This is a genomic window from Chitinophaga filiformis (assembly GCF_021646545.1).
Classification (GTDB): domain Bacteria; phylum Bacteroidota; class Bacteroidia; order Chitinophagales; family Chitinophagaceae; genus Chitinophaga; species Chitinophaga filiformis_A.
The window spans coordinates 150,234-164,262 of sequence record NZ_JAKIRP010000016.1; the positions used below are offsets into that span (position 1 = coordinate 150,234).

General features: G+C 46.5%; 12 protein-coding genes. 8 read left to right on the forward strand and 4 right to left on the reverse strand.

Features of this window, described 5'->3' with window-relative positions:
* Positions 1-154 precede the first annotated feature (154 nt).
* Positions 155-2,479, forward strand: coding sequence for an MG2 domain-containing protein (locus L3C95_RS28910; protein WP_236393695.1), 2,325 nt, complete (start codon positions 155-157; stop codon positions 2,477-2,479).
* An 80-nt stretch (positions 2,480-2,559) separates the two neighbouring features.
* Entirely contained in the window at positions 2,560-3,696 is a 1,137-nt protein-coding gene (locus L3C95_RS28915; RefSeq protein WP_236393696.1) for a lipase family protein, read from the forward strand.
* A gap of 764 nt (positions 3,697-4,460) precedes the next feature.
* On the opposite strand, the gene L3C95_RS28920 is transcribed toward L3C95_RS28915, so the two are convergent.
* Positions 4,461-5,666, reverse strand: a complete 1,206-nt coding sequence (locus L3C95_RS28920) for a hypothetical protein (protein WP_236393697.1) — start codon at positions 5,664-5,666, stop codon at positions 4,461-4,463.
* Between the two features lie 284 nt (positions 5,667-5,950).
* Complete coding sequence (locus L3C95_RS28925) at positions 5,951-6,619, reverse strand: glycoside hydrolase family 19 protein (protein ID WP_236393698.1); 669 nt, start codon at positions 6,617-6,619, stop codon at positions 5,951-5,953.
* 141 nt (positions 6,620-6,760) lie between these two features.
* Here L3C95_RS28925 and L3C95_RS28930 point away from each other — a divergent pair, with 141 nt between their 5' ends.
* Together L3C95_RS28930 and L3C95_RS28935 are read left to right on the forward strand one after the other, a co-directional pair.
* A complete protein-coding gene (locus L3C95_RS28930; RefSeq protein ID WP_236393699.1) occupies positions 6,761-7,246 on the forward strand; it encodes a GNAT family N-acetyltransferase in 486 nt (161 codons plus the stop codon).
* A gap of 136 nt (positions 7,247-7,382) precedes the next feature.
* A complete protein-coding gene (locus L3C95_RS28935; protein WP_236393700.1) occupies positions 7,383-7,913 on the forward strand; it encodes a ferritin-like domain-containing protein in 531 nt (176 codons plus the stop codon).
* A gap of 108 nt (positions 7,914-8,021) precedes the next feature.
* Here L3C95_RS28935 and L3C95_RS28940 read toward each other — a convergent pair whose 3' ends face one another.
* Positions 8,022-8,483 carry a YbhB/YbcL family Raf kinase inhibitor-like protein gene (locus L3C95_RS28940; RefSeq protein ID WP_236393701.1) on the reverse strand — a complete coding sequence of 154 codons (462 nt, stop codon included), beginning with the start codon at positions 8,481-8,483 and terminating at the stop codon, positions 8,022-8,024.
* Between the two features lie 117 nt (positions 8,484-8,600).
* Complete coding sequence (locus L3C95_RS28945; protein WP_236393702.1) at positions 8,601-9,062, reverse strand: NUDIX domain-containing protein; 462 nt, start codon at positions 9,060-9,062, stop codon at positions 8,601-8,603.
* 367 nt (positions 9,063-9,429) lie between these two features.
* On the opposite strand from L3C95_RS28945, the gene L3C95_RS28950 reads away from it, so the two are divergent.
* From L3C95_RS28950 to L3C95_RS28965, 4 genes are all read left to right on the forward strand, one after another.
* Positions 9,430-10,794, forward strand: a complete 1,365-nt coding sequence (locus L3C95_RS28950; protein WP_236393703.1) for a right-handed parallel beta-helix repeat-containing protein — start codon at positions 9,430-9,432, stop codon at positions 10,792-10,794.
* A gap of 234 nt (positions 10,795-11,028) precedes the next feature.
* Complete coding sequence (locus tag L3C95_RS28955; RefSeq protein ID WP_236393704.1) at positions 11,029-12,222, forward strand: Gfo/Idh/MocA family protein; 1,194 nt, start codon at positions 11,029-11,031, stop codon at positions 12,220-12,222.
* Positions 12,223-12,251: 29 nt separating this feature from the next.
* A complete protein-coding gene (locus L3C95_RS28960) occupies positions 12,252-12,848 on the forward strand; it encodes a phage tail protein (RefSeq protein ID WP_236393705.1) in 597 nt (198 codons plus the stop codon).
* 9 nt (positions 12,849-12,857) lie between these two features.
* Positions 12,858-14,021 (forward strand): ABC transporter substrate-binding protein, encoded by a 1,164-nt coding sequence (locus L3C95_RS28965; protein ID WP_236393706.1) that lies wholly within the window; start codon positions 12,858-12,860, stop codon positions 14,019-14,021.
* The last annotated feature ends 8 nt before the right edge of the window (positions 14,022-14,029 follow it).

Sequence of the window (14,029 nt, forward strand, 5' to 3'; positions counted from 1 at the left end):
ATTTTTGATACTATATTGTTGCAAAATGTTGTTCCACATGCAATCTGTGTTCTCTAAAAAACTAAAGTGGCTCCTCCCAGTCTGTCTGCTGGGCATAACCGGCGCCCTTGCATTTTACCCCGCCGATGAATGGCAGGATAAAATCACTCAAGCCTTGGAACAGTACAGCAAACGCTTCCCCCAGGAAAAGGTTTACCTGCACCTGGATAAGGATTACTACGCCGCTGGGGAAACCATGTGGTTCAAAGCGTATGTTTTGCTACAAGGCCAGCCTTCCCTTTCGGCAACCAACCTGTATGTAGAGTTGGTAGACAAATCCGGAAATGTGGTAAGTAAAAAATTAATCTCTATCGGTGGTGCTACCGGCTCTGGTGCGTTCGAACTGCCGGACAACTTTAAAGCGGGTCAATACCAGGTACGTGCATACACTGCATGGATGCTGAACTTTGACTCAGAATACCTCTTCTACAAAAACATTGAAATATTCGACCCGGCGAAACCAATTGGCCCTACACCAAAAGCGCCTGCTACTGATTTCGCTGTCAACTTCTTCCCTGAAGGTGGTAACCTGATTGCAGGTGTTGCCGGCCGCGTTGCTTTCAAAGCAATCGATCAGCACGGCTATCCGCAGGAAGTAAATGGTATCATCCAGAACCTGAAGGGAGAAACGGTGGCTTTAGTGAAAACTACCCGCGATGGTATGGGTATGTTCGATCTCACCCCGGCTGCCGGAGAAACTTACAAAGCACTGATCCAGACCAGCAAAGGTCAGCAGAAAACAATACTGCTGCCAGTGGTAAAAACATCTGGCGTAGGTCTTAAGGTCTTCAACAAGGGCACCCGTATCTTCTATCAAACCTTACCTGCAACGAAAGACAATCCTGTTTATAACAACATGATGATCGTTGCACAGATGCAGCAGCACATCGTATACAAAGCGAAACTGAATGCAGCGGAAGGCCAGATGAGTGGTTTCATACCTACCAAAGAACTTCCTTCCGGTATCGTTCAGCTGACCATCTTTAATGCTGAAGGTTTGCCAATGGCAGAAAGACTTGCTTTCGTAAGAAAGAACGACTTCCTGGCCATGACCCTGCAGAATGTTGCGGTTAATACACAGCCAAGACAGAAAAACACACTGGAAATAAAAATACCGGACACCATGCTTACCAGCTTGTCCGTTTCCATTACCGATGCTGACAATATCGTGAAAGATCAGGATGAGAACAACATCGTCTCCAACCTGCTCCTTACTTCCGATCTGAAAGGTTACATCGCTAATCCGGCCCAGTACTTCAAAGATATGGATCCGGCTACCCTCCAGGGGCTGGACCTGATCATGATGACCAATGGCTGGAGAAGGTTCAGCTGGGAAAAGATCCTCCACAACTACATGCCTGACATTAAGTACCCTTATGAACAGGGCTTACTGCTGAAAGGTGTGGCTACCACCAACAAAGGTGCTGCTGCCCTGGCAAATGGTAAGGTGGACTTCATCCTGAAACAGCCGATCGATACTTCCACCGCATTCTCTTCCGTTACTACCAACGATAAAGGTGAATTTGCCGTAGACCGTCTGCAGTTCGTAGATACGATCAACGTATTCTACCGCGCTAACGATCCTAACAAAGCCTGGAAAGACGTGAACGTGAAATTCGAACCTCACTTCTTTGAGAAAAAAGAAGCGGTAACACTGCCTTATCCGTTCAGAACTACCGTGGAAATAGAGCATAGGGTATTAACCACTTATCTCTCCACTGTAGCCGAAAATACTGCAGTAACCAGATCCATCGCTAACAAACCGATCTTCCTGAAAGAGGTGAACGTACGCGAAAAACGTCTGAGCAAAACAGAATCTGTTGAGCAACGTTATGCTACAGGTATGTTCAATGCCGGTGATGGTTATGCATTTGACCTCACCAGGGATGAAGCAGGCAGCCTCAGTATCTTCCAGTACCTCCAGTCCAAAGTACCTGGTCTGAGCATCAACCTGACCGATCCTAACGGACCAGCCCTGAACTGGCGTGGTGGTCCTCCCGTACTGTTCCTGAATGAAATGCCAACCAACATCAGCATGCTGAGCAACATTAACATCGGCGATGTGGCTTTCATCAAGGTTTTACGTCCAACCTTCGTAGGTGGTTTCGGTGGTAGCTCCGGCGCTATCGCAGTATACACCAGAAAAGGCGGTGACAGCAAAGCGGATGTGGATACACGCGGCTTCGAGAAATACAGGAAAGGTGGTTACAACATCGTGAAAGAATTCTACGCACCGGATTATACCGTTCGTAAGGAAATTCACATCCTGCAGGATAAAAGGCTGACTCTCTACTGGAATCCAAACCTGATAGCAGATTCCCTGACTCATACTGCCAAGGTTTCCTTCTATAACAACGACTTCACAAGACGTTTCCGTATAGTAGTGGAAGGTATGGGTGAAGATGGTTCAGTAGGACGCACAGAACAACTTTTACAATAAGCATAGCCCACTGGCTGACAAAAAAATAGTCCATAGTTCAACAACTATGGACTATTTTTATTTATACAACATGCCAGGATATGAATAACGTACACAGTATCTCAGAAGGCTGGCAGGCCCCAACCCGTATATGCCGGTCATTTATTGTCACCCTCTGGATATTCCTTCAGGTTCCTACTCTTACAGCTCAGCCGCTTAAACCCGGTTTTGACCCGCAGGAATATAGTGAGCTGCTCGATATCAATTTCCTTCACGCAGATACTCCCTGGATTAACTATCAGGTACCGGCCCCCACACATGCGCGGCTCGTATACCGTTCTCCCATAACAGGCCTGTTCAATCGCTGGGACATGTGGTTACGCGATGATAAGACAGCCATTATCAGTATCAGGGGTACTGTCGGGAAGATGGAATCGTGGCTGGAGAATTTCCATGCAGGTATGATACCCGCCATCGGAGAATTGCGGCTAAGCGACAGCGCTGTTTTCCGTTACCGCCTGTCGAAAGACAGCAATGCGTATGTTCATGCAGGATGGGCCCTGGCATTGGGTAGCATGGCGCCGGATATTGTGGCGCATATCCGGGAGTATTACGGGAAAGGTATCCGTAATTTCCTGTTAAGCGGTCATAGCCAGGGAGGCGCTATCTGCTTCCTGCTCCGCTCCTACCTGCAATACCTCAACGAACCTGGTTTTCCTAAAGATATCATCTATAAAACCTATTGTAGTGCTGCGCCCAAACCAGGTAATCTCTACTACGCGTACGATTACGATTTTATCACCCGCGATGGCTGGGGTTTTCGTGTGGTCAATCCCCGGGACTGGGTACCGGAAACGCCCTTCTCGCTGCAAACCACCAGCGATTTTAATACACCAAACCCCTTCATGAACGTGAAAGGCGCCCTGAAGCAGCAGAAATTCTTCGTACGTCTTGTATTGAATGCGATGTATAACAGGATGGACCGGAGCACGAAGAAAGCCAGCCGGCGCATGCAAAAACTGCTGGGCAAACGTCTTGCAGCACGTGTGCGCAATACCATGACTGGTTACGCTCCACCTTCCTTTGTCAGTAGCCACAATTTTACACCGGCGGGAACGCCTGTTATTCTTTATCCGGACAGTGTTTACGATAGAAAATATATCTTTGATGGAAAGGATATTTTCATCCATCACAAATATGCGCCGTACAAGGAACTGCTACGGACAATCTATAAATGATCATATTATTTTACCCATTTTGACTGGCAATTAAGTCCACCTCAAGTCCAACTCAAATCCATGTAAAAGCCGTCTTTACGTCGTGTACTTCATAAGCAAACGACTTATCTGTGGCGCTTATACGATAGTCGCCCGGAAATCTTGCCATGAAAAACAGTCCACTCTTCCCGGAAATGTTAAAATAGTATAATATTCGTCTCGTTCAGGTGAATGTTCATTACCGGGTTTCTCACTGTAAGTACATAAGTAAGAGAAACTGTTTTATCACTTTACCATTTCTCCAAAGCACCTTTCATGGGGCTTTAATGCTAATATAACGATTGACCTTATACGCTGTTACCACACATAAAAGGCGCTTCTTTTTTGTTAACAAGCGATTAACTAACAGATTAACAGTGCGTTAACAGTTCCCTTATTTTTTCGCGGTATGTTTGTATTGATAAAAGCAAAAGCACGTTGTCCTTTACTTCCAGGCCTCTCATACAAATGTGTGAGGGCTTGGGGGTTAAGGGTTTCCTTCAGGAACAATTCAAACTCCAAACACGTAAATAAAAACACCGGACTTATTATACTTAAACGCATTATGCTACCCTGGGAACATGGCCAAAATACTAGAGGGGGAATAATGTAGATTACTACACATTAATATGGCTGTCAGTAAATACTGTGGTCAAACAAATCAAAAACCAACTAATACAAAAAAAGGTCTCGTTTTCACGAGACCTTTTTCTTTTGCAAATAATATGATGGCTCCGTCAATTCGGCTAGTCTTTCAACTTATGCAGGAATGTAGACAATTTAAACAACAGCTCATCCTGTAAACCTGCTCTCAGCTTCGCCTCATCATCCGTAATGCCCAAACGGCGCATACGCTGATAATAACCATATGATCCGCCGATCAGTTCCAGGCATTCTTCAATCTTCTCTCTGATCTCGGCTTCCTTACTTTTCTTATCATATTCCTTCTTGGAAAGGATCTTTTCAACGAAGTAAAAATTATCCTTTGTCTCTACCCATTTCCCCCTTGACTGATGCTGCGGTTTGTACACCTCCAGATAACAACTGTCCAGGTGTAATACCTCTCCGAATTCAGACCTTACATCGATAGATGCCGGCCTTCCCTTCTGCGGACTTGCCATCAGCTTTTTGATGAAATGGCTGATCTCCATTCCCAGTTCGCCGCTGCTGGTGAGGATCTGGTTCAGCTGAGAGAATTCCATTACCATTGTAACACGTAGATAACGGCTCCCTGACTTCAGTTTTCCAATGATACTCGGCGTCTGGTGTTCATCAAACAGAATGTCTTCCACCTGCACCTTACTTACTGTGCGATAATTGGGGGTATATCCTTCCGAAGCCGGTGTTGCCTTCTTATTAGCCGTTCTGGAAACGTGCTGTTTGGCCGCATGCTGTACATAATCATCAATGAAACGCAGATCGTGGCCTTTCAGGCGGTGATACAGTTCATGTGTATTGTAATTGACGATCCTGCTGAGCAGCAGCACATCGTCCCAAACATCAGCATATTGCGCTTTTTTGACCTCATCCAGCACATCTGCAGCCGCCAGGTTCCGGCGGTACAACAATTCGCCTACCAGGAAGACAGAATAGTCATTCACAGGGTAGCCCAGTTCCGGCAACAGATCGTAAGGACTTCTCTTTTGTTCTTTTGCCTGGTCCAGCTGTTCCATATCAGAAACCACCGGAGCCAGCAGATACTTACGGGCTGCTGTACGTAATTTCTTACTCACATGATCAATTAAATGATCGTTCACTTCACGCTGGCTGACAAAATCGTGCAGGATCTGCACAAAACGCTTGGATGCAGGCAAGCCGAACTGCAGCAGAATATCATTCTCCATCTCCAGCACACTTGTACCACCCGCGTGTTCCTTGCTGGTCTTAGTCCGCGTCTCCTGCTGCTGACAGCGCTGATAATATTCCTGTAATTTCAGTTTTAGCTTATCCATATATTTATCTTATTAAATCGTTTCTTCATTTAAACAGCCTTTTCAACCAATTCCTGGTCGCCAAACGGCTTTTTCGGGTATATAAGTTTCCCCTTCCGCTTGCGGATGACGCCGTAAAATGCCTTAAAGACATATACCGACGCCGGCAATAGCGGGCACAATTGCTTGTTTTACAATAAGTTATTCAATGGGAGTAGTATAGCGATCTAATGGGAAGAATGCAAATATACACGTTTTGAAAGTTTCATCCCAACCTGCTCTGTAATCTAATTGTAAAGCGATGTTCACTTTAATACTGTTTTGGCTTTTTCCCAGAGCGCAAGGCGGTCGTCATATCCGTTCAGGCCGCCGTTAATGCGTATCGTCAGCCACTGGAATTTACTGTAAAGCTTGTTTTTATACATGGTGGTCCAGTTATCGGGCTGGTCAGCTACATCATTCAGCGTCTTATACACGGTCCAGAACCAGCACGCTGAGGCCACGGCATACTGTGGAGTAGCAAGCAGGTCCGGGGCGTCTTCGAAAGTGTGCGTATTGCCCGTCAGGCCTTTACTGCAGTCGTCATAACTGGCCCGGCCTGTCAGCTGGATCAATCCGCGTCCGCGGAACCGCCAGCCATCCCCGCTGGTCTCGGGGCCATTGCCCAGGCGGTTGGCGTATACTTTATTGGCGATCTTGTCCGGTTTGCCGGCGTATCGTTGTGCAATATCCGGCGTAGGGAAATACTTCGGAAATACGGTCACTAAACGATCTGCCCGGTAATTCAGGTTTTCTATAACCATACTGAACTGACCGCTCTCATGGCCCAGCTGCGCGAGAAAAGCGGCAGCTCTTACGGGTGTATCAATATGATAAACGGGCATTACCTGGTTCAGGTAAGGCAGATATTTCTGGATGTTCTGTGCATCCGCCTGCGGCATAATAGCCTGCAGCTGTTCACTGGTGACTGTCATGGGGTATTCGTATTGAGATTAACAATACAAAGGTAACATTAAAACATGCTCTCCGGCAGCAATCCGGCAGGGTTTACTATTTTTTTCGGTAGGTTAATTTCATACAAATTTTACTAAGGAGGGAAGCGTAGCTTTGCCTCCGTGGAAAAAATAATAATAAGGCCAATACAGCCTTCAGACAACAAACATATCGCCCGCATCATCAGGGAGGTGCTAACCGAATTTAAGGCGAATAAACCCGGCACTGCTTATTTTGATACAAGCCTGGATGAACTGCACTCCTTATTCACTTATCCGCATGCCGCCTATTGGGTACTCGAACAGGATGGTCATATCATCGGCGGAGCCGGTATCTATCCCACCAATGGCCTGCCTCCGCATTACTGCGAACTCGTGAAGCTATATCTGCTGCCTGCAGCAAGAGGCAAAGGCCTCGGCAAACAACTCATACAGCAATGTTTTGATGCCGCCATAGAAAACGGATGCACACATATGTACCTGGAAACAATGCCGGAGCTCACTTCTGCCATTCCCTTATACGAAAAAATGGGATTTGCCTACCTGCCACAGGCACTGGGCGCTTCCGGCCACTTCGGGTGTAGTGTGTGGATGTTAAAAGCACTATGATCTGTGTAGAGAATGCGCCGCCTGCTTATGTACATGTTTCTACAAAAACGTCCTTATCTTACAAGATACGTACTGCCACTGCTCACGGTATAGTATTTGGACTTTTGCTCCTGATAACACTTAAAAACCTTGAATTATGCAGATACTATCCAACACTTCCACCAATTCGAGGCTGGAAGAATTTTTCGTTACCATGTTACAGGAAATATACTGGTCAGAACAGCACCTCGTAAATGTACTATCTACGATGACCGGCGCAGCCACTAATGATGAACTGATACAGGCATTTGATCAACACAGGCAACAGACTGAAGAACATGTAAAAATAGTAGAACGCGCCTTCGGAGTGCTGGGAATACCACCGCAGGCAGAACCCAGCATGGGTTTACAGGGATTATTCGATGAAGGCTGGCAGGTAATAGATGAAACGGAAGAAGGCTCTGCCCAGAGAGATGTAGCGTTGATCATTGCCGCTCAGAAAGTTGAACACTACGAAATTGCCTGCTACGGAAGCCTGGTAACACTGGCCGCCACACTAGGTGAAATAGAAGTGGCAGATATGCTGAGAGCTGTATTGACGGAAGAAAAAGAAACAGACGCTACACTGACTATTATTGCAGAAAGTAAGATCAATGCGCAGGCGAGCGAAGAACCTGTAGATCATTAGAACATCGAAGTACAGGAATGGTACAACATCATTCTCTGTAATAAAAAATGGGCTGTACAGGACGGTTTCCCAATCCTGTCAGCCCTTTATTATTAAAGCATGCATAACTTATAAACCGTGCTTCTGATAACGCCCCATCAGTACTCCCTCCGCCAGGATATGCCCCTGCATAGCCTGTTGCAGTTCGGCTTTCTCAGCTCCGTTTTCCAGATCAAGTTCTGCATCCAGCGCATACACATGAAAATAATAACGGTGGAATCCCGACGGCGGACAAGGGCCGTAATAACCTGTCTTACCGCTCCCGTTCTTTCCGCATACACCTGATACAGTATCTCCTCCTATCAGTTTGGCAGGCGGAATGTTCCAGATCACCCAATGATCAAAAGTGCCTTTAGGCGCGTCAGGATCTTCGGCGATGATGGCCAGTGTCTTTGTACCCGACGGCATCTGGTCTATCTGCAGCGGGGGATTCACATCCTCTCCTTCGCAGGTATATTTCGAAGGAATTACACCTTCATGATCAAATGCGGTACTCGATATTTTAAGATTACCTGTTGCATTGTTTTCCATACCGGAAACGACCGAAAAATCAAGCCAGAACCAGGAGCATTAAAAAACGTAAAAAACACCCTTTAGCGGGGGTAAACATGCAACATAAATGAAATGAAACCGGGGATGTTGTGGAAACTATTCACCAATGCGCTTTACCAGTTCATCAATAAAACCGGCCTGCCTTTCATTGATCTTTTCACGGGCAATATCGACAGGGAACCAGGCCGCCCGGTCTATCTCCGGAAAGGTTTTCATTTTACCTGAACGTGGTGGCCATTCAATTTCAAAGAGATTGCTTACTATGCTCTCTGCGTCCAGCTCTCCTTCTACCGCCCAGCAACGCACTGTTTTATGTCCTTTTTGACGAATGGTCGACAGTTGAATGAAATTGCCCGAAGGCCGGTATCCTGTTTCCTCTTCAAATTCCCGGATAGCGGCTTGTAAAGGCTCCTCCCCTTCCTGGTATTCTCCTTTAGGTACCGACCAGCTGCCAGTGTCTTTCTTAGCCCAGAAAGGCCCGCCTGGATGTCCCAGGAAGACTTCCAGCTGTTTGCCCTTTTTTCGGTAGAGTAGTATCCCTGCGCTTTGTTTTGCCATACGTAAAGTTACACCTTGCAATTCTGGTTCCGGTTAATTCGCTCTTGTTATATTGGCATTTAAATCGCTTTTATAAGCTCATTAAAACCGGTTAAACGGCTCTTGTAAGCAGTTAACTTCATCGACTCTTATAAAAGCCCATTAACACTAGTTTACACCAGCGTTTGTATAATGCGTTACTATGCCGGAATACAAGCATTAGACGAGGTTTCCGGATCAGGAAAAAATAATACCGGACGACCGTTAACCTATGTTATTCATAGTGAATCAGATAACCAGCGAGGCAAAAAGAAAATACCTCTTTTTCAATAGCAGCCTATTCGCAGGATCAAAAATTGACCTATCTTGGACATCTCAGGATTACAACATGATAGTAGCAGCCCTTCTATATTTGGTTGTTAGTTATTCCACCGAAACAAGACTAACCCCAGGCAGTAATATACATTCTTCCAGCCTGACAGACACCGTTGAGACGTCTGCCAGAGAATATACCCTCGTACCGGATATCAGGGGGAGGCTCAATATTGACAATTCAAGGAACACTTACCGTCCCGGAGATATACTAAACCTCAAAGGCAATTTCAAGTCAATCTTCATTGCCAATTTGAGCGGCACTGCCGCCAAACCGATCGTCATCCGTAACTATCGCAATACGGTTGTGAAGATTGGTGAGCCCAACTGGAACGGAGGTGGTTATTCATCTGCCTGTGAATTTTCTAACTGTCATTACATTCGTTTTGGCGGCCAGTCAGACCGTAGCCTCTTAGTGATCAATGGTTCAGTGCAGGCGGCCAGGGAAGCGTATCACAACCTTCATATCGGCAATAGGACAGATAACATAGAGATCAGTTTTCTGACCATCATGAACGGTGGAAATGGTATTGTAGCGAAGACAGATCCTGTAAAAGGAGATCCGGGCACCGTCCACCCCACCCTGGTAATCCGCAATCTGCTGATACATAACGTGACCGTTACGGGCACGAAGAATGAAGGCATGTATATCGGTCATACGGCTACCTACTGGGACCATACCGTTAATCAGCCTTACTATGGCTCGCCTTCAAACTTCACTCCCGGCCATGATTACGTACAACCAGCCAAATGGGAGAACGTGAAGATCTACAATAACCTGGTCAGCAATACCGGCCTGGATGGTATACAGGCAGCAGCTGTTGATGGCCTGGAGATCTTCCACAATGAAGTCACCCAATGGGGCACACAACGCAACCCTGGCCATAATGGCGGCATCCTTATTGGAGGCCGTACCACTAACACCAATACACATGATAACCATGTGCATGATGGCTGGGGAGAGTTCTGTCAGTTCTATGGCTCGGGAGAAAACGGGGCTACGCATATCATCAGCAACAACCTTTTTACAGACAACCAGGGTGACGGTATTAGTATGAGAGGAACCGACAATGCCATCGTGCGCATTACCAACAATACAATAGCCTGCACCAAAGGCAATAGCCTCCGTATTAATGGTTATACCGGTATGAAAGGTAAACAGATCGTCAATGCCAATGCATTCATTGCGCCCAATGGCGGCAAGGGTGCTCACGTCAGGAACTACATTTATGTAGAACAGGGCGGTGACGCTGAAGAAGGCACCGGTAACGAAGAGAACAAGAAATTTCAGACCCCGCTGGAAGCCCGCGTGAATACAGCAGAATACTATCGTCCGCAGGAAGGCTCATCCATAGGAAACGCCGGCTATAGAAGAAAATAGGCTGCTAACCTACTTCATATAATGTTAAGTTTCCATTAAAAAATTATTTGTTTGTTAAAAAAAAAGAGATATATCTTTGTCCCAGCATTTTTTGTATTCGAGTTTTAACCCTGATCTTTTGAAAACCTGCAACGACCATAACGTAATATTTCTGTCTTTTAGAGGGGACTAACTTTACATCTGTTTTTTGGAGCCTACTTTATTGTTCGATACCAAACTTAGGAATCATTCCTTATGCATATACAGAGCAGAAGGCATTTCTTAAAGAATGCCGCTATTTTATCCCCTGTACTTACCTTTCTACCGTCTTACCTGACGGCGGGAGCAGGGTCGAAGTTTCGTATCGCCTTCATAGGTACTGGCATGTGGGGACAGCAGTACCTGAAACAAGCACTCCAACACAAAGATCTGGACGTAAGAGCAATTTGTGAGACCGATCCGGTCGCAGTCAACCGAAGCCTTGCATTATTTAAAGAGGCAGGTTACCATCAGCCGGACATTTACCGGGACAATTACCAGACTTTACTCTCCCGTCAGGACATTGATGCCGTTGTTATTGCGGCCCCCTGGCACCAGCACTACAGTATTGCAAAAGCGGCGATGCTCGCCGGTAAACATGTGGCCTGTGGCTCCGTAGTGGGGACTACGCTTGAAGAGCACCAGGACATTGTTCGCATCAGTGAGCAGACACGTTGCCAGTACTTTACGCTGGACGAGCACAGTTACCGCCCCGACCTGCTGGCCATTACCAATATGGTGCAGGAAGGTGTTTTCGGTGAATTGGAGTCAATACATGCCGGCGCCAGCCATCATGTATTGCCAGCCACGCATGATAAGGCGGCTATGTCCTACCCCGTTTACCCTGCAGCAGCAGTTGCCAGAATACTGGATCTGCAAAAAGAGAATACATATGTGTCTCTGCAGGTAGTTCAACAAAAGCGGCAATACGCGATCAACAAGCCACTTTCTGGTAAAGGACATACCCGTTTGTTCTTTACCAGGGGAGAAGTCAACGCTATTTGCCTCACCACCCAACAGGGACAAAAGGTGTGGCTGCAGATGGATGCCGGGGAAACACAACCTGTTTCCACCGGGTTTCATGTGAACGGCAGTAATGGCTCCTGGGTTGATCTTTTCAACCGCATTTACCTGGAAGATAGTAACCCTGTTAACCAGATATGGGAACCGGGCAAACCTTACATAAATCAATATGCACAGCAGGCAAACCTGTCACGTTACAGGCAGATAGAGGAAGGGAATAGCTATGCAATGGCATTACAGGAATTTGTGGGTGTAATGCAGCAGCGCGATGAACTGTCTGTATATGCTGCTGCCAGCAACAGCATCATAGCACCGATGGCTGCACTTTCTGCACAACGCGGAGGGGCGACTGTGCAATTCCCAAAGTTTAGAAACCCGATTATATAATTTAAACACTACGTCAAAAAACTGGATCTATGGACACACCATTAATGGCAGCGATTATTCTTTTTGCCGGAAACTTCGCACCAAGAAGCTGGGCTCTTTGCTGGGGCCAGATTTTGAGCATTGCTCAGAATACCGCACTGTTCTCTTTGTTAGGCACTACCTTTGGAGGTAACGGACAAACCACTTTCGCACTGCCTGACCTGAGAGGTCGTTTCCCGCTGGGTACCGGACAGGGTCCCGGATTACCTTACGTTAACCTCGGTGAGATGGCGGGTACACCTACCACCACGCTGCTGGTTTCCAACATGCCTGCGCACAACCACACAGGTACTATTGCATCAGCCTCTGTAGCGCAGGCTGCAACTGCTGCTGCCGGAACAACTGCCACTCCCGGTTCTACTGTCGTGCCGGCCCTACTGCCAACTATCGGAGGCGGTCCAAGCGCACAGCCGATCAAAGGATATGGTGTTCCTGACAATACTACCTACCTGGCGCCTACTACTAATGTAACAGGTACTGTGAACATAGGTATTGCAGGCGGCAGCCAGCCATTCAGCATCATGAACCCTTATCTCGGTATGAACTATATCATTGCCACAGAAGGTATTTTCCCTAGCCGTAACTAATAAACTTATATGCAATCAGCGCTTTCTATTGGGTTCCTTACTCCTTATTCCGGTGTATATCCTGCCTATTCTGCCCACCTGGTAACAGGTTGGCTGCTGGGTATGGGCTTAGATCCCGTGCGGCAAAGAACAGTGCAGTTTACATCAGAATATACCCACATGGGAAGCGCTGATGCTTCTGTAGCTGCTGCCCGCAAACTGCTTTTCTTCAACAATGTTGATATACTGTCTGGTCTTATCAGTTACAAGATAGCACCAGATATTATCCCCTTAGTGGAGAATACAAAAAGACCAGCTTTCTTCTTTGACATGGGCGAGTATATCCCTCATTTCCCTTATCTCAGTCCAGATGTTTTCTATGCCTCACATCAGTTGTGGCAATCGGAATATGCATTGGGGAAGTGGGCGCATAACCATTTCGGAGATGGAGGGCATATGATCATGCCCGTGTATGAAGCAGGTTACCACCTGCATAGTGCATTTAAAGAAGGTGTTACCGCGGCCGGCAGCACGCAGATAAGTTTTACGGTATTACCATACAATGAGAGTGATCCCAAAAGAATGGAGCTGGATGGACTCTTTACAACGCTCGCCAAAGATCCCCCACCATATGTCCATGCCATTTTCGCTGGTAGCATGGGTACACGTTTTCTTGAAAAATGGATACAAAGCGGCTTTCATAAAAAAATCCCGCTGCTGATCAACGAAACGATGGCATATGATGATGTATTGGAAGATATTAAACATGTAGACCTGGAAATTTATACGTCCATGATGTGGATGCGTGAAGACCAGAACAAGGCGAATCAACAATTTGTAAAGAAGTTCGAAAGCATGGCTCAGCAACCTGCCAATATCTACGCATTAATGGGATATGAGGCAGGCTTGATGTGGCGGGAATTATTGCCCTACGCTAAGAAAAAAGACTGGGAGACGGTAAAACAGCAACTCCGCACCGGCGTTATTGATGGCCCCCGGGGACAGAAGAACTTCTACCCCGCTTCAGGATTTGCGCTGCCTACAGCCAACATACTCAAGATCAGTACAACTGGTAATAAAATAAACAAATTAATTCTTGATCAGGGAGCAGGAATGCGCTATGATGCGAAGGAATTTGAAATGATTCACAACGAATCTGTGACCGGCTGGCAAAACCCTTTTCTCTGCATTTAACAGTTTTA